The following is a 16,593-nucleotide window of genomic DNA, read 5'->3' as shown; positions in this document are numbered from 1 at the left end:
GACGCTCCCGCCGACGGGTGGGGCGGGATCCGGTTCGGAGCCCCGCACCGGACCGGACTGAACCGGACCCGGACCGGAACGGACCGGACTGAACCGGACCGGGGGCGAACGGCGCGGGGCTCCCCCGGTGCCCTACTCCGCTTCGTGGGCCCGGGCGATCCGTTCCACCCGGGTCGCGAGCCGGATGTCCTTCTCGGTCACCACGCCCCCGGCGTCGTGCGTCCGTACGCTCAGCGACACCGTGTTGTAGCCGAGCGCCAGGTCCGAGTGGTGGTTCAGCTCGTCCTGGACGCGGGCGATGTGCACCACCAGCGCGACGGCGGCGAAGTGCGAGGAGAGACGGTACTCACGGGTGATGCGGTCGTCCTGGAACGACCAGCCGGAAAGCTCCCGGAGGCGGTCCTCGATCTCCTGGTGTGACAGCGGCTCTGTGGCCATGGTCTGACATCCCTTCGGTACACGGTGGCGCCCTCACAGGAGGGTGCCCGTTCCGGCGGCCGGTGTGTACGCCCTACCGGAGGAAGTCGCCCAGGAAACCGGCCGGCCCCGGTCAGCCCGCCCGGCGCCACCAGGGCGCGGCACCGGCGGGGACCGGCGTGAGGGTCACACCGGACACGGCCGGTAGGGCGGCCGGTAAGGCGGCGGCCGTGCGGCCCCGCCCGCCGGGTCCGTGGCCGGGGGTGCGGGGGCAGGCTGATGGGACGGATTCCCTCCGGGTCGGGTGCGGGTCCGGCTTCTCCTCGTCCACGGTCTCCGTGCCGGCGGGCGTTCGCGTCACCCGCCGGTGTGCAGCCGGGATACATCGTCGTATGCAGTCCGGGTGGAGCCGGAACGCCCGGCCGGAGTACGCCCGGCCCGGGAGCGGAACCGGAGCGCCCGGCCCGGCTACCGGGCCGGGCCGGAACCCGAGTGGCCGGGGTATGCCGGGCCGGGAGCATCACGGGCTCGATGCCCTCCCGGGGACCCGGGGCCGGAACAACGGGCGGTCGCCGGGACCGGGCGGGGCACCCAACTCACCCCGCCGCCGGAGCGACCGGACGAGCTGCTGCCGCGCCCCGCCCGCCGTCCGGGGCCTCCGCCCGGGCCTCCGGGCGCCCGGGGTCAGTCCCGCGACTCCAGGACCCGGTCCATGGTGTCCGCCTCCCCCGCCGCCTTGTCGGGCCGGTGCCGCAGCACCCGGGCGAACCGCAGAGCGACCCCGCCGGGGTAGCGGGAGGAGCGCTGAAGGCCGTCGTAGGCGATCTCCACGACCAGCTCCGGCCTGACGCGTACCGTGAATCCGTCGTCCGCCACGGAGAGTTCGCCGAGCCGCCGGGTCTGCCAGCGGAGCATCTCGTCCGTGAGCCCCTTGAAGGTCTTGCCGAGCATGACCCAGGAACCGTCGGCGGCCCGCGCCCCCAGATGCAGATTGGAGAGCAGGCCGGTGCGCCGGCCGTGGCCCCACTCGGCGGCGAGGACGACGAGGTCCAGGGTGTGGACGGGCTTGACCTTGAGCCAGGAGCGGCCCCGGCGGCCGGCGGCATAGGGCGCGTCGAGAGCCTTCACCAGGACGCCTTCGTGGCCACGGGCCAGGGTCGCGGCGAGGAACACCTCCGCCGCCTCACTCTGCGCGCTGTCGGCGGGATCGGCGACGACGGTACGCCGTACCCGCTGCGGCTCGGGCACCAGCCGGGACAGTACGGCGTGCCGTTCGGAACCCGGGAGGTCGAGGACGTCCTCGCCGTCGGCGGCGAGGACGTCGAAGAAGACGGGGGTGACCGGGAGTACGGCGCGGGCCGCGCCCACATCGGTGCGGGAGCCGACGCGGGAGGCGATCTCCTGGAAGGTGACGGGCCGCCCGGCTGAGTCCAGGGCGATGACCTCGCCGTCCAGGATGAACCGGTCGCCCGTCATGGCGCGGGCCGCGTCGATCACTTCGGGCAGCCGGCCGGTGATGTCGTCGAGCGAGCGGGTGAAGATCCGGATGTCGTCGCCGTCGCGGTGCACCTGGACGCGGATGCCGTCGAGCTTCTCCTCCACGGCGCAGGGGGCGGCCAGGGTCGCCACGGCATGGGTGACCGACGGCGCGGTATGGGCGAGCATGGGCAGGACGGGACTGCCGACCCGCAGCCGGAACCGGGCCAGGGCACCGGGCCCGTCGGCGAGGAGGGCGGTGGCGACACGGGGCAGCGAGCCGTCGAGCATGACCGCCCGGCGCACCGCGTCGGCGGGCGCGTGGGCCGCCCGGGCGACGGCGTCCAGGGCGATCGCGTCCAGCGCCCCCTGGCGGACCTCGCCCAGCAGCAGCCGCGTGAGGAAGCGCTGTTCCTCCTCGGTGGCGGCGGCGAGGAGTTCCCGTACGAGCCGACGGCGTTCGGCCCCCGAGCCGGGACCCCCGAGACCCGCGAGCGCGGTCAGGGCCCGGTCGGTCGCGTCGACGGTCAGTGCGGGCGCCCCGGCGGCGGGGGGCGGGTCCTTGAGGGAACTCCAGCCGACACCGATCCGGCCCTGCGGCAGCCGGCCGGCGAGATAGGAGATGACCAGAGCCACCTGCGCGGGCCCGGTGTCGGCGAACAGGTCCGCGAGCAGGGCGGTCTTGCGCGAACGCGCGGAGGTGGCGGCCACGTCCCGGGACACTTCGGCGACTCGTGCCAGGAGCATGCGGCCATGGTGCACCGGGCGGCGGGAGGCCGCACCCGCAGCCGGGCGGGGGGTGGGGGGATTCCCTGGGCACACATGTACGAAGTACGGTTGCACGGTTGTGTGATCACCGTGGCCCCGCCGGGCCGAAGTGCGTTCGTACGAGGGGCAGTTGCGGAACGCGGAGTTCCTTCGGGACCCGCGCGGGTTCGGGTCGGACAGGGTGGGGTGCTGTGTGCGGCAGAAGCAAGGAGATGCGCCGGTTGTGCGCGCGGTTGTCGGCGAGCCTGCGGCTGCCCGCACCCGCCGATCCGCCCGAGCTGTTCTCGGCGGTCGCCGGCGCGGTGAGCGAACTGCGCGACCGTGAGGTCCGCCTCTGTTTTCTGCGGTTCCCGCCGGGAACGGTCAGCGGCATCTGGCTGGACGGGGACGACGGCGATCTGATCGTCGTCGAGGCGACCGCGCCGCCTCAGCACCAGCTGGTCATCCTGGGGCATGAGATCTGGCACATGTACGCCGGTCATCGCGGCGGGCACGCGGCCGGAGCCGCGGCGGCCCGCGCGCTGGCGCCGGACGTGGACCTCGGGACGGTGGTCGCGGCCATCGCGGCCCGGGGCGACCTCGTGACGGAACAGGAGCGGGCGGCCGAGCTGTTCGGCATCATGCTCGGCAGCGAGCTGCGTCCATGGCTGGACGCCCGCCCCGGGCCCGGCGGTCCGCCGGAGGACGGGCTCGCCGGGCGTATTCAGGTGTCCCTGGGACGCCGCGGGGTCGTGGGCTGAGAATGTACGGATCCAGTGGCGGCGCTCAGGGATACGGGCCGCGGGAAGCGGGGCCCGGGGCCGGTCGGCATACCGGTGGCCCGTGGGTGATCGGTGTGCATCTGTTCGGGACGTACGTGACCGGTCCGTACGTGACCGGTCGGCGCGTGGTCCGTTCGCACATGGCCGGTGCGACCGGATCCAGTCAGCGGGTATGCGGCCCGTACATAAACCGGGCGCAGGTGCTCGGGACATACGTGACCGGTCGGCGCGTGGCCGGTTCACACAAGGCCGGTGCGACCGAATCCGGTCAGCGGGCATGCACCCCGTACGTAACCGGGGCACAGGTGCTCGGGACGTACGCGACCGGTTCGCACATGGCCCGTGCGGCCGGATCCGGCCAGCGGGTATATGGCCCGTACACAACCGGGACGCAGGTGCTCGGGACGTACGTGGCCGGTCGGCGAGTAGCCGGTCCCTGCGTGACCGGTTCGACCGTGACCGGTCGGCGCGTACTCGGTCCGTACGAGTCGGATCCGTACCTGGCCGGTGCGGCCCATTCCGGTCCGGCCGTGGCTGATCCCCAGGTCACCGGTCCGACCGGGACCAGGCCGACGGTGACCGGTGCGGCCGTGATCAGCACCTCCGCGGCCGGGGCACCCACGGCGGGCGCACCCACCGCGCCGGTCCCATGACCGCCGCACCCGCGGAACCGGTCAGATGACCACCGGCCCCGGCTTCGGGCCCGAGCCGCCAGTCCCGGAACGCCGATCCGGCGACCGCCGTCCTCCGCCCGCCAGGGCATGACCGCATGAATCCGTACTCCCACCCCGTACCCCGTACCCCGATCCGCTTCCCCGTTCCCGTGACGCGGGCCGGCGACGGACCCGATCCCCCGAACGAACCCGCACGCTGGAGGCCGGTGGCCGATGGGCGACCTGACGATGACCGTTCCGGGCGCGCTGCTGTTCGGGGCCTTCCTGCTGAAGGTCCCCGCACTGCGCCGGAACCCTCGGGACGCGCTGCTGCGGTGTGTCTGCGTGCTGCTGCTGCTGGCCAGTCTCGTCTTTCTGCTGGCCGCCGTCCCCGTGCTCGCCGCCGTCAACCGGCTGACCGGCATCCCCAATCTGGCCGCGCCCCTGGTCTACAGCGTGCTGAGCGCCCTCAGCGGAGTCTGCATCGTGCTGGTCATCATCTGGCGGGGCGGCACCACGGAACGGACGAAGCGCGCCTCGTTCCGGTGCCTGGCCGCCTACGGGGTGGTGATCGTCGCGCTGGGGGTGCTGTTCGCGCTGGGGGACGCCCCGGTCGAACGGCTGAGAGACCTCGACACCTACTACGCCGGCACCCCGTACATCCGCGAGATGATCGTGCTCTATCTGCTGGCGCACACGGTCGCGGCGGGGGTGACGACGATCCTGTGCTGGCGCTGGTCCCTGCGCGTCCACGGGGTGCTGCGGGTGGGTCTGACGCTGATCGTCTGCGGCTATCTCCTCAATCTGGGCTACGACGCCGCCAAGTTCACGGCCGTCGGCGGCCGGTGGACGGGGCACGATCTGGACTGGCTGAGCACCCATGTGGCCCGGCCGCTGGCGTCGGCGTCGGCGTTGCTGATCGGCGCGGGGTTCGTGTTCCCCCTGGTCGCCCAGCGGATCCGCATCGAGTGGGGTGCGGCCGTGCGCCACCGGCGGCTGGGGACCCTGGTACGCCGGCTCACGAGCACGGCGGGCCGGGGCGCCCCCGGGGTCGCGATCGGCCCCTGGGCCTCGATGGAGCTGCGGCTCACCCAGCGCGAGGCCGCCATCCACGACGGGATCATCGCACTGCGTCCGTACTTCGACGAAGAGCTCCGCTCCCGGGTCGAGTCCACCGCGCTGGACCGGGGGCACTCCCCCGCCGAGGCCCGGATCATCGCCGACGCCGGAATGATCGCGGCGGCCGCGCAGGCCCGGGAAACCGATCCCGTACGGACGGTTCGGCCGGGGGGCGGTGAGTCCGTACGGCCCTCCACGGAGGCGGACGACCTGGTGCTGATCTCCCTGGCACTGCGCCGCTCACCTCTCGTCCGTCCGGCGCGCCGCCCCGCGGCGATGTCCGAGAGCGGCGGCCCCTGGGCGTCCCCCTGACACTTCCGTCGGCGGCCCCCCTGGTCCTCGCCCGCACCGGCTCCCCGCCGCCGGGCCGTCATCGTCGGAGGCGGGTTCGCGGACATACCGGTATACCGGCGGCGGCTGTACGAGAGACCCCGGAGAGCCCCCGAGTCCCGACCCAAAGTCGCGGAGTCGCGGAATCCCAGAGCCCCGACCCGGAGTCCCGGAGTCCCGGAGTCCCGGAGTCCCGGAGTCCCCAGGGATCATGTGCCGATCGGTGACACCGTCGCTACCTCAACCCGGCCCACGGGCACGCTCTTTCGGCCGCCGTACGGCTTCCCGCCCGTGCCGAGCGGGAAGCCGGGCCGGATCACCGGGAGTCCAGGCGTCACGGCGTCCGGGGACGACGGCACCGGGCCCCGGGCGCCGGGTCCGGCAGACGATCGCGAGGCCGACGAGGTGGCCCGGGGGCCATCGCGAGGACCTCCGAAAATGCCCCCGAGGCCGGCCACCGGCCAGGACGTGGTCACCCCCGGCTCGACCGGGCCGCCGCCCCGCGCCGTCACCCGGCCGCTCAGCCGCCGGGTGAACCACCAGGTGAGAACGTCCACCGGTTCGTGACACCCCGGCCGGGGAGCTCACCCGCGTGACGCCCCGTCACCCGCGTTCGACGGGCTGATCCGCCCCGACGCACCCGTCCGTGCCGTACGCGAGCCACCGCTGATCCCGTCGACGGGGCCACCGCTGACGGCCCGTGAACTCGGCTTCTCCGGACCGGGTGGCACGGGAGACCGGACCGGAGACCCCGGCGGCGCGTCCGGACCACGACTGGGTGAGGGAACGCCGACGGCCGTGCCGGAACATTACGCAACCCTGTCCGAAAAAAACGTCACCTTGCCCGACCCGGCCCCCGTATACAGAACCCTGGGTACGGTGTGGTGCCAGGCTCGCGGCTCTCGCCACCGCGGTCCACGACAACCGTCGAACCGGGGGAGCGATGTGAGCAGCAGGAGCGCCATGCGCCGGCTCCGCGACGATCTGGCGCATGCCGTCGAACTGGCCGGGCCGGCCACCCCCCGGGAGGTCTTCGCCACCCTGTGCGGGCGGCTGTGCGAACACCGGGGCAGACCGGTGGAGCTGCATCTGGTGGAGTTCCCGCCCCACACCGCCAGCGGGCTCTATCTGGACATGGCCGACCGGGACATCATCTGCGTCCAGGCGAGCACCCACCCGTTCCATCAGCTGGTCATCTTCGGCCATGAGGTCTGGCACATGGTCGCCGGGCACAGCGGACATCACGCCCCTCCCCCGGCTCCCCCCGGTCCGTCCGCGCATCCGGTGCAGACAGCACCGGCGGACCACGGCCGTCCCGGTGGCCGGAAACCGCGTACGGCGGTGCAGATCCCGGCCGCCCGTACCGACTTCCGGCAGACGGAGGAGGCGGAGGCGGAGACCTTCGGCCTGCAACTGGGGAACAGGCTGCGGAAGTGGCTGAACGGCACGGCCCCCGCCGAACCCCGGAGCGGGGTCGCCCGGCGGATCCACACCTCACTCGGCCACCCCTACCGGGGCTGACGGATGCGCAACAGCGACTACTACCTTCCCGCCATCGCCCTCGGGATCGCCTTCGTCGCCAAACTGCCCGCGCTGCGGCGGGGCTGGCGCGACCCGCTGGTACGGTCCGTCCACTTCCTGCTGTTCAGCGCGGCGGCCTGCTTCTTCTTCGCCGCCCCTCCCACGATCACCGCGGTCAACCGGATCACCGGCATCCCGAATGTCTCTGCGCCGCTTGTCTACGGGATCATGTGCGCGTTCAGCTGCGCCTGTCTGGTGCTCGTCGTCAACTGGCAGGGCGGGCCCGCCGAGCGGGTGCGGCGGGGTTCACGGCGGTGGATCGCCGTCTACGGTGTGGCGATCGTCGCCGTGCCGGTCCTCTTCGCCCTCGGGGACGCCCCGGACGAGCGGCTGCGGGACCTCGACACGTACTACGCGAACACCCCGTACATCCGCGAGATGATCATCACCTATCTGGCGGCGCACATCACCTCGGCCTGTGTGACCACCCTTCTGTGTCTGCGGTGGGCGCGGGCCGTCCGGCAGTGGCTGCGGGCCGGTCTGACCGTGCTCGTGATCGGTTTCATCCTCAATCTGGGTTTCGGGGTCGCCAAACTGACGGCGGTCGTGGCCCGGTGGGCGGGCGCCGACTGGGACCATCTCAGTTCGGCGGTGGCGCCGCCGCTGGCCGCCGTGGGCGGTCTGATCACGACCGTCGGGTTTCTGCTGCCGCTGCTGGGCCCGCAGTTCTCCGACATCTGGCGCGCGTGGATCACCTACACACGGCTCGGTGTGCTGTGGCGCCGGCTGCGCCCGGTCCGGGGAGAGGCCACCCCGCTGCCGGTGATACCCTGGTGGGCCTCGCCCGAGCTGCGGCTGACGGTCCGGGAGACCGTGATCCACGACGAACTGCTCAGGCTCCAGCCGTATCTCGACGACCGGGTGCGCCGGCGGGCGTACGAGTCGGCGATCACCGGGTCCGCGCCGAGGGAGCACGCACGGACGGTGGGCGTCGCGGCGATGGTGGCCGCCGCGGTCGAGGCACGCCGCACGGGACGGATCCCGGAGGACGACGAGCAGGCGGCCGTGCACGCCCAGGCCGGTGCGGAGGCCCTCACGGCGGCCCTCAGCCCGGGGCTGGAGCGGCTGGTACGGCTCTCCGGCGCGTTCGCCTCGCCGCATCTCACGGACGCGGTACGGGAGGAGGCGACCCGCACCCGGACCGCGGACCCCGGCCGGACTGCCCCAGGACCGGACACCGCCACACCGGCGGCCGCCGGAGCCGGACCGGCCGGCGGGCGCTCGTCCGCCTCCGCCCCGGGGAGCACCACGGCGCCCCGGCCCCGGACGGCGAACGCCGAACGGCCCCGCACGCGAACCTCCAGCGCCGAACCACCTCGCCCGCGAACCGCCAGCACCGAGCGGCCCCTTGCGCCGGAGCCGCCCACGGAGAGCGGCACCCGGTGATCCGCCCGGCCCCGGAAAGTCCCTCCGCCCCGCTCCGGCGCGCCGTCGTCATCGGCGGCGGCCTGGCCGGGATGCTCGCGGCGGCGGTCCTGTCGGGGCACGCGGACGAGGTCACCGTCGTGGAACGCGACTCGCTCCCGGCCGGGCCCGAGCCCCGTACCTCGCTCCCCCAGGCACGCCATGTGCATGTGCTGTGGTCCGGTGGCGTCCGCGCCTTCGAGGAGTTGCTGCCCGGCATCACGGACCGCTGGCTGGCGGCCGGGGCCCGCCGGATCCCGCTGCCCTCGGGCCTGGTGTCGCTGACGGCGCACGGCTGGGTCCGGCGCTGGCCGCAGGAGATGCAGCACATGATCGCCTGCACCCGCGATCTGCTGGACTGGGTGGTGCGCGACCATGTGCTGCGACTCCCCGGCGTCACCCTGCTCCAGCGGCACGAGCTGCTGGGGCTGGCGGGCTCGGACGGCCGGGTGACGGGGGTCCGGGTGCGGGCGCCGGACGGGGCAGAGCCGTCCCTGGACGCCGATCTGGTCGTCGACACGGGCGGCCGGGGCTCGCGCGCCACCGACTGGCTCCGGTCCCTGGGCTTCGGCGGCATCGAGGTGGACGAGGTCGACTCGGGGCTGGTGTACGCCAGTCGGCTCTACCGGGCACCCGACGGCGGCGAGGGCTTCCCGGTCGTCAACGTCCAGGCAGACCCGCGTGAGCCGGTGCCGGGGAGGACGGCGACGATCGTTCCGGTGGAGAACGGGCGCTGGCTGGTCACCCTGTCGGGTACCCGGGGCGGGGAACCCTCCTCCGATCCGGCGGAGTTCGAGTCCTTCGCCCGTTCGGTGCGCCACCCGGTCGTCGGCGAACTGATCGCGCGGGCGACCCCGCTGTCGGACCGTGTGTCACTCTCGCGGAGCACGGTCAACCGCCGCCGCTACTTCGAGAGGGCGCCCGCCTGGCCGGACGGGTTCATCGTCGTGGGCGACGCGGTGGCCACGTACAACCCGGTCTACGCACAGGGGATGAGCGTGGCCGCGCAGGGGCTGGTGGAGCTGAGGAACGCCCTGCGCCGGCACCCTCCGGGCGCTCCGGGGCTCGCGCGCCGCATCCAGCGGGCGCTGGCGGGGCCGGTGGGGCTGGCCTGGGAGCTGGCCACCTCCCAGGACATCCTGTACCCGGGGGCGGTGGGCCGACCGGCGCGGGCCGGCTCTGCGCTGATGAACCGTTACGTCAACCGGCTGTGCGACGCGGCCACCGGGCGCGCCCGGGTGACCGGGGCGTTCTTCGCCGTACTCACCCTGTCCGAGCCCGTGACGGCCTGGCTGCGCCCGGACGTCGTGCTGGGGACGCTGCGCGGGCCGGGCCGGCGGTCGGCCGAGGGGCCGCCGCTGCCGGAGGCCGGCCGTCTCGGTCCCCGGCCGGAGCGGGGGGCAGGGCCGCCGGACGGCATCCGGATCACGTAATGTGACCCGGATCACACCAACTGGTTCCGCCGGCGTGCAGTGGGCCGGGGGCCGGGCTGCGTCGTAGTGCACGAGGACCCGAGTCGCACCGAGTCGTACGAGGATCCCGGTCGTACGAGCAACCGCCTCGCACGAGCAACCACGTCGCCCAAGAACCATGTCGCACAAGCAATCACATCGCACAAGAACCGCGTCGCACGAGGAACCGAGTCGGCAGCCGCGAAGGAGCACTTCATGTTCCCCACCGTCGAGCAGACAGTCCCGGGCCGGCTCATCGGGGGCGCCCCGGGGCCCGTCACCGTGCCGGTCCGCTTCACCTACAGCGCGGACGATCCGCTCGCGGTCCATCTGGTCTTCCCGGCCTCGGCCTCGCTGAGCGGCACCACGGTGACCTGGACCTTCGCCCGGGCGCTGCTGGATCACGGGCTGGGCGCGCCTGCCGGTACGGGCGATGTGCACATCCGGCCGTGCGGGCCGGACACCACGACGGTGGAGCTGCGTTCACCCGAGGGGGTGGCGCTGCTCCGGTTCGGCACCGCCCGGCTGCGGCACTTTCTGCTCCACTCGTACGCGACGGTCCCGGCGGAGCTGGAGGCACGGGCCATCGACATCGACGGCGGCCTCACCGCGCTGCTCCGGGAGACCCGGGGGTGAACCGGAGCCGGGCCACCGGCCGAAGCCGACGGCGGCCGACGGGCCGCTCGAATTCGGCTCGCCACGCCCCCTACCTGCTGTATTACGGTCGGAGTATGACAACACTCGTGTCCGAAACCGGTGTGGGTCCTCTGCTGCGCGGCTGGCGTGAGCGCCGGCGGGTGAGCCAGCTGGAGCTGGCGATCCGCGCCGACTCCTCCGCCCGGCACATCAGCTTCATCGAGACGGGACGCTCACGCCCGAGTGAGGAGATGATCCTGCGGCTCGCGGAGCACCTGGACATTCCGGTCCGGGAGCAGAACGCGCTGCTGGTGGCGGGCGGATTCGCACCCCGCTACAGCGAGACCTCCTTCGACGACCCCTCGATGGGCGCGGTGCGGGAGGGGCTCCAGCAGTTGCTCCACGGCTATGAGCCGTATCCGGCGATCATCGTGGACGGCACCTACAACGTCGTCGCCGCGAATCTCGGGATGACCAGGCTGCTCGACGGGGTCGCGGAGCATCTGCTCACTCCCCCGCTCAACGGTATGCGGATCACGCTCCACCCCGAGGGGCTGGCCCCCAGCATCCGCAACTTCCGGGAGTGGCGGGGCCATCTGCTGCACCAGATGGAGCGTCAGATGGCGCTGGCCCGCTCCGAGGCGCTGCGCAAGGTGTACGAAGAGGTCGTCGCCTATCCCCTTCCGGAGACCGGCGACGACCCGGAGGACGGGGAAGCGGCTCCTCAGTCCTCCCATCCCTTCGCGCTTCCGCTGGTGATCGAGCAGAACGGCAGGGTGCTGACCTTCATCTCGTCCATCTCCACCTTCAACACCCCGATGGATGTGACGGTCGCCGAGCTGGCCATCGAGACGCTCCTCCCGGCCGATCCGGCGACCGTCGACTACCTCCGGTCGCTCACGTCCTAGCGCCGGCCCGCAGGGCCGCCCACTGGAGTGCGGCGAACCCGGCGACGACGGCCGCCTGCATCGGGATCCAGACGGCTCCGGCGGTGCTCGGGTCCAGCCAGATCACGAGGGAGGCGACGCTCAGGACCGCCCACACCACGTTCATGTCGACGATGACCTTGACGGCGGACGCGGGCGGCTCCCGGCGCGCGGCGAGCGCGCCGACGGCGAGGCCGAAGACGATGAGAAAGACACCCAGGCCCAGCAGGAGCCTTTCGTCGACTCCGAGGAGCCGGCCGATGGGCCCGGAGGCCACGGCGTACGCCAGTCCGTTGCCACCGGTGACGACGGCGTCGAGGGCGAGGAACCGGCGGAGCATCACACGGGGCTCGGTGGTGCGGGCGATACCGGTGAGGAACGTGGCGGACATGGCGGATCAGCCTCCAGCGGAGTCATACGTTCGGTCTGGTGTGACAGAGCCCGGGCGGAGTGCGCCGCCCGGGTTCTGATGACGTAAGACTGCCTGCGGGGGCGGATACGGGTCGATTACGCGAGAGGTAATGCCGAGGCGGGGCCGTGCGGGGCGGCCGCCGGGGACGGGCGAGCACCGGACGGGGTGCGGGCCCGGATCGGAAACGGCGGGGCACCACAGCACGCGGCTACGGCAGGACGTCCGGGCGGCCTTCTGCCGATCGCGCCCAAGCACAGGGTGCGGATGCCGCTGCTCGCCGACACGGACCGGGCGGTGGCCTGGACGTCCGGCGTCGCGGCACCCGGTATCGGGCTGGGGCGCGGTGTTCGTCCTCACCCCGGACCGCACACTCCACCGCAAGCAATTCTCCCTGTTCGGGGACGACGTTCCGGTTGAGCGAGACCCCGGCGGGACGACTGGCCGCGTTCCGGCAGCCGTATGCGCGGGCCGGGGGGCCACCGGTACGCGGGCAGGGAGGTGAAGGCCGGACGAGTTGCGGTGTGGCCGCCTCCGTGGTGATCAGGCGATGCTCTCGTCGACGGCGGCGAGAGCCCCCGGTTCGGGTTCCCTCTCGGATTCGGGCTCGGCGGTGGGCGTCTGTTCGGCGGGCTCGCCGGAGCGGGTGGCCTCGGCACGGAGCATGGCGTTGAGGGCAGCGAAGGGGTCGATGGGCATGATGTCGCACCTCTGTGTGTCCAGGGGAGATAAGGGGCTGTCGCTGGGAGCCGGGAACAGCTCAGCAGCGCAGCACCACACAGCGGACCGGGATGCGCACGGGCGGCGGATGCCCTTCGCGGTACGGGACCGGGCGGGCGCTCCGCTTCCCCCGACGGTGATCGGGGGCGATCGGCCCGGCCGCGGCCCTGACGCGTACGAGCGGGGCCGCTTGGGGGTCGGTCTCCTCGGACGGGCCGGCCCCACCGGGGTCGGCGGGCGCGGAGGCGGGTGTCCTCGGCTCGGCGGCCTCGGCCGCGGGTGCCCCGGAGCCCGCCGACATGCCCAGCAGTGCCAGCAGCGCCACGACCACGATCAGCGCACCCCGCCACGCGGCACCGCGCGCCGTGACGCCGGTGGTGACGCCTGCGGCGACGGAGACCGTGACGGCCTGGGGCTGTTTCATGGGCGCGACCTCCTGGACATGCATCCAGGTCCCCGGATTCACACGCGCCACGACACCCCGGCGCGATAGTCCGCCCCACCGGAGGACGGGAGTTACGCCGAACTCCGCCCCCGGTCACCCGACTGCCCCCCGGGCCCCGAACCGCCCCGTCACCCGACCGTCATCGGCCCCTGAGCGAGCACCGTCACCCAACCACCCCAGCCCCCGAACCACCCCGTCACCCAACCGCCCCGGCCCTCAAGGACCCCCGTCACCCGACCGTCATCGGGCCCCGAACCACCCCGTCACCCAACCACCCCAGGCCCCACCGGCACCGTCACCCGACCGCCTCAGACCCCGAACCGCTCAGGCCACCCGTCCGGCGGCGGTCCGGCACGCCCACCTCGGCCACCGCACTCCGACCGCCCGCCGATCGCACCGGCCTCGCGGGGCCGACCGACCCGCCTCAGACCGCGTCCAGGCTGTCCGAGTGCCGTGCCGCTCCCTCCACCGCCGACTCCGGCACCTGTCCCTTCGCTGCCGGACGGTGCGGCACTTCTCCCTCCGCTGCCCGCTCCTCCGGCGCGGGTCCTTCCGCGGTCGGCCGCCCACAGCCGTCCCGGGCACAGCCGTCCCGGCCCGGGACGAGGTCACCTGGGACAAGGTCGCCCGGCGGCCGGAAGCGCCCTTGCCCGCGCTCGCGGATCGGGCGGACCGCACCGTCGTGGCTCGGCTCCCGGCCGCCCGCCGACGAATGCTTGCCGTCCGGCGCGAGGACCCCGCCGACCTCGGACCCCGCCGATTCGTCCCCGGGGGGAACACCCACGCCCCCCGGCTCCGCCGAACCGCCGGGAGACGCACCGGAGCCCCCCTCGGACCCCGCCGAACCGTCCAGGACGCGAACCGTATCCGCCGCGACCCCCTCAAGCCCGGTCTGCCCGATGGGGACCTGGGGCCCCGCGCACTCCCGCAGCCAGCGGCGCAGGACCCGGTGCACACGCTCCGCGCCGACGAGTTCCGCGCCGTCGTCGACCGGGCGGGACAGGGAGACCGGGGAGAGCAGAAAGGGCTGGGACTGCTCCCCGCCGAGCCCTCCGTGGGAGCCGATCTGCTCCTCGAAGGCGTGGACGCTCCCGGTCGCCGGGTCGTACATCGAGTTGACCATGATGTCTGCGACATGGGGGAAGGAGTCCGTACGGCGCACGGCGTCGGCGGCGCCCTTGCCGAATCCGGCGAGCGGGCCGTCGTCGGACAGCTCGGCGAGCGGGACCTCCGCGCCTCCGGCGCCGAGCACGACCGAGCCGTGCTGCTCGCTGCGCACCAGCAGGAAGCCGATGCCGGGGTGGTTGGCGAGCGTGCCGAGCAGGGCGGGGTGGCGGGCGTCGATCTGCTCCCGGCTCAGGCGCTCGGGCACATCGGGGAAGGAGATCAGCGCGAGATTGCCCGAGGCGAGCACGATCGGGTCGGATCCGGACTCCGGACCGCCCCCGTCGTGCTCGGCGAGCTCGTCCGCGCCCTCTGCCATCCGCCGGTGCAGCGCGTTGCGCAGGGCGACCCCGGCGGCGTCGCGCGCCTCCGATCCGCTCTTGGAGCGCCCCGCCCTTCTGGGCACCGGCAGCCCGCAGCCGGCCCGTACCAGATCCCTGAGGGTGAGCCCGTAGGCGCCCTCGAAGGTCTCCCCCGGGCTCTGGCCGTGGTCGGACAGCAGCGCGATCCGGTAGGGGCGCGGCGCGTGCTCGGCCGCCTTGGCGATCAGCGCGAGCGAGCGGTCGAGCCGCTCCAGCACCTGGGCGGCGTCCCGGCCGTGCGGACCCGAGTGATGGGCCACCTCGTCGTAGGCGACGAGGTCGGCGTAGACGGCGGTGCGTCCGGCGAGCATGTCGCCGATGACCGCCGCGACCACGACGTCCCGCTCGACGACGGTCGCGAACGCCCTGATGAACGGATAGAGCCCACCGCGCCTGACCCTCGGCGTCTCGCCGCGCAGCCGGGCCCGCGTGGACTGTTTGATCTCGCGGGCGACCTCGGCGAAGAAGGAGACGGCGGTGCGCACAGCGTTGGCGGGGTCGGAGAAGTAAGCGAAGTAGCCCGCGCGGGAGCGGTTGGCCCGGCCTCGGCGGGCGGCAACGGAGAGCACCAGGGCGACCTGGTCGGCGCCGCCGCTGAAGAGGTTGCCCCGGCTGGCGCCGTCGACGGTCAGCAGCCCTCCGTCGCCCGTGCGCCCGATCGCGCGGCGCTGGAGCTCCACCGCGCTCGCGGGCCGGTTGCTGACCATGATCCGGCCGGTGTCCTTCTCGTACCAGCGGAAGGCGGGGACATCGTGGTTGGAGCCGTGCAGGATGCCGAGCTGGCTGGCGCCGGTCTGGCTGGACCAGTCGGTGCGCCAGGGGGTGAGCCGGTGGGAGGTGCCGATCCACTCCGCGACGGTCGGCATCACCCCGTCCTTCGCCGCCCTCAGCAGGACCTCGTGCCCGACGCCGTCGAGCTGGAGGAAGACCATGCCGTAGCAGTCCGGGCCGCCGTCCCCGTCGCCGTGCCTACGGCGGCGGCGGGTGGCGAGCCGGGAGAGCCGGCGCCGGTAGGCGTTGTCGTCGCGGACGGCGAGCGCGGTGGAGGTGGCGGAGGCGACGGCGGACATCACCGCGGCGACCACGACCGCGGTCTCCGGCCCGGCGTCCCCGCGCCCGTCCGGGATCAGCCGGAGCGCGACCAGCAGCAGCGACCCGTTCAGGAAGAACACCAGCAGGCCGAGCACCAGTGCCGGGACGAGCAGCAGCGCCCGTACGACCAGGGGCCACACCAGCGCGGTCAGCAGGCCGAACGCGCCCGCGCCCCAGGCCGCGGTCACGGCGGTCCGGGTGATGCTGTCGCCGTCGGCCGACTGGAGCCGGAAGTCGGGCAGCGCGCCGGCGAGCGCCAGCATCGTCAGTGTGGACACCGCCCACACCACGATCACTCGCAGCAGGGCACTGCCCGCCCTGCGCCATCGCCCCTCGGTCACGCCGCCTTCACCCCATCCGTCGATCAGAGCTCCAGCGTGGCACAGCGGTGCGACTGAACCCGGCAGCCTGTGGACAAACCCGCTCAGCAGCCGTCGTACCCCGCCGTCGGCATGGAGAGCCTGCGGTGGACGTCCGCCTTCATCGCCGCGTCGTACACGGGCTCGTCCAGGCCTGTCGTCCGCAGCCCGACGCCCCGGCGCGCGCACTCGGCGACGAAGTCGGGCACCGAGGTGAGGGCCCGCGCGAGGACGCGTTCACCCGCGGCGACGAAGAGGTCGATCCCACCGGCGTCGACATCGGTCCACAGCCCTCGGTGGTCGGGCCGCAGACCGTGCAGGACGAGCCGGCGGGTGATCACGTGCCCCTGGTCCGCCGCCCAGCGTTCACAGAGTACGTACTGACCACGGGTGTCGACGAGGAAGGGGTCCCGGTCGAGCTCCTCAAGGGGTGTCAGACCGGCGATCGCCGCCACTCGTAAGCCGCCCATGGCCCGTCCCCTCTGCAGTTGTCGGTCGCGCCCGACCCTACCCCGGCCAC

The 16,593-nt window shown here is 73.5% G+C and carries 14 protein-coding genes; 7 read left to right on the top strand and 7 right to left on the bottom strand.

Annotated elements, in window-relative coordinates; translation table 11 throughout:
* Nucleotides 1-132 precede the first annotated feature (132 nt).
* Together ACIBCM_RS30265 and ACIBCM_RS30260 are read right to left on the bottom strand one after the other, a co-directional pair.
* Complete coding sequence (locus tag ACIBCM_RS30265) at nt 133-438, bottom strand: 4a-hydroxytetrahydrobiopterin dehydratase (RefSeq protein WP_399248746.1); 306 nt, start codon at nt 436-438, stop codon at nt 133-135.
* A gap of 663 nt (nt 439-1,101) precedes the next feature.
* Nucleotides 1,102-2,640: an ATP-dependent DNA ligase gene (locus ACIBCM_RS30260; RefSeq protein ID WP_399248744.1), complete on the bottom strand. Its 1,539-nt coding sequence runs from the start codon at nt 2,638-2,640 to the stop codon at nt 1,102-1,104.
* Between the two features lie 233 nt (nt 2,641-2,873).
* On the opposite strand from ACIBCM_RS30260, the gene ACIBCM_RS30255 reads away from it, so the two are divergent.
* The 7 genes from ACIBCM_RS30255 (at nt 2,874) to ACIBCM_RS30225 (ending at nt 11,504) form a co-directional block, all read left to right on the top strand.
* Nucleotides 2,874-3,401: a toxin-antitoxin system, toxin component gene (locus ACIBCM_RS30255; RefSeq protein WP_399248742.1), complete on the top strand. Its 528-nt coding sequence runs from the start codon at nt 2,874-2,876 to the stop codon at nt 3,399-3,401.
* Between the two features lie 908 nt (nt 3,402-4,309).
* The gene (locus ACIBCM_RS30250; RefSeq protein ID WP_399248740.1) at nt 4,310-5,506 is read left to right on the top strand and encodes an MAB_1171c family putative transporter; all 1,197 of its coding nucleotides are present in this window, start codon (nt 4,310-4,312) and stop codon (nt 5,504-5,506) included.
* 963 nt (nt 5,507-6,469) lie between these two features.
* A complete protein-coding gene (locus tag ACIBCM_RS30245) occupies nt 6,470-7,045 on the top strand; it encodes a hypothetical protein (protein ID WP_399248738.1) in 576 nt (191 codons plus the stop codon).
* A 3-nt stretch (nt 7,046-7,048) separates the two neighbouring features.
* The gene (locus tag ACIBCM_RS30240) at nt 7,049-8,491 is read left to right on the top strand and encodes an MAB_1171c family putative transporter (RefSeq protein WP_399248736.1); all 1,443 of its coding nucleotides are present in this window, start codon (nt 7,049-7,051) and stop codon (nt 8,489-8,491) included.
* A 71-nt stretch (nt 8,492-8,562) separates the two neighbouring features.
* Nucleotides 8,563-9,942: an FAD-dependent monooxygenase gene (locus ACIBCM_RS30235; protein ID WP_399248852.1), complete on the top strand. Its 1,380-nt coding sequence runs from the start codon at nt 8,563-8,565 to the stop codon at nt 9,940-9,942.
* A gap of 234 nt (nt 9,943-10,176) precedes the next feature.
* Nucleotides 10,177-10,596 carry an SsgA family sporulation/cell division regulator gene (locus ACIBCM_RS30230; protein ID WP_399248734.1) on the top strand — a complete coding sequence of 140 codons (420 nt, stop codon included), beginning with the start codon at nt 10,177-10,179 and terminating at the stop codon, nt 10,594-10,596.
* A gap of 95 nt (nt 10,597-10,691) precedes the next feature.
* Entirely contained in the window at nt 10,692-11,504 is an 813-nt protein-coding gene (locus ACIBCM_RS30225; RefSeq protein ID WP_399248732.1) for a helix-turn-helix domain-containing protein, read from the top strand.
* On the opposite strand, the gene ACIBCM_RS30220 is transcribed toward ACIBCM_RS30225, so the two are convergent.
* The 5 genes from ACIBCM_RS30220 to ACIBCM_RS30200 all read right to left on the bottom strand — a co-directional run bounded on the left by ACIBCM_RS30220 (nt 11,494) and on the right by ACIBCM_RS30200 (nt 16,543).
* Nucleotides 11,494-11,913 (bottom strand): hypothetical protein, encoded by a 420-nt coding sequence (locus ACIBCM_RS30220; RefSeq protein WP_399248730.1) that lies wholly within the window; start codon nt 11,911-11,913, stop codon nt 11,494-11,496. The two genes, ACIBCM_RS30225 and ACIBCM_RS30220, sit on opposite strands and share 11 nt — an antisense overlap.
* A gap of 561 nt (nt 11,914-12,474) precedes the next feature.
* Nucleotides 12,475-12,630: a hypothetical protein gene (locus ACIBCM_RS30215; protein WP_399248728.1), complete on the bottom strand. Its 156-nt coding sequence runs from the start codon at nt 12,628-12,630 to the stop codon at nt 12,475-12,477.
* Nucleotides 12,631-12,691: 61 nt separating this feature from the next.
* Entirely contained in the window at nt 12,692-13,075 is a 384-nt protein-coding gene (locus ACIBCM_RS30210; RefSeq protein ID WP_399248726.1) for a hypothetical protein, read from the bottom strand.
* Between the two features lie 445 nt (nt 13,076-13,520).
* Complete coding sequence (locus ACIBCM_RS30205; protein WP_399248724.1) at nt 13,521-16,055, bottom strand: phage holin family protein; 2,535 nt, start codon at nt 16,053-16,055, stop codon at nt 13,521-13,523.
* Between the two features lie 83 nt (nt 16,056-16,138).
* Complete coding sequence (locus tag ACIBCM_RS30200; RefSeq protein WP_399248722.1) at nt 16,139-16,543, bottom strand: hypothetical protein; 405 nt, start codon at nt 16,541-16,543, stop codon at nt 16,139-16,141.
* Between the last annotated feature and the right edge of the window lie 50 nt (nt 16,544-16,593).

The sequence above is a fragment of the Streptomyces sp. NPDC051018 genome (genome assembly GCF_044456085.1).
Lineage (GTDB): Bacteria > Actinomycetota > Actinomycetes > Streptomycetales > Streptomycetaceae > Streptomyces.
Note: the sequence above shows the minus strand (reverse complement) of the source record. Positions and strands in the feature narration are given on the sequence as shown.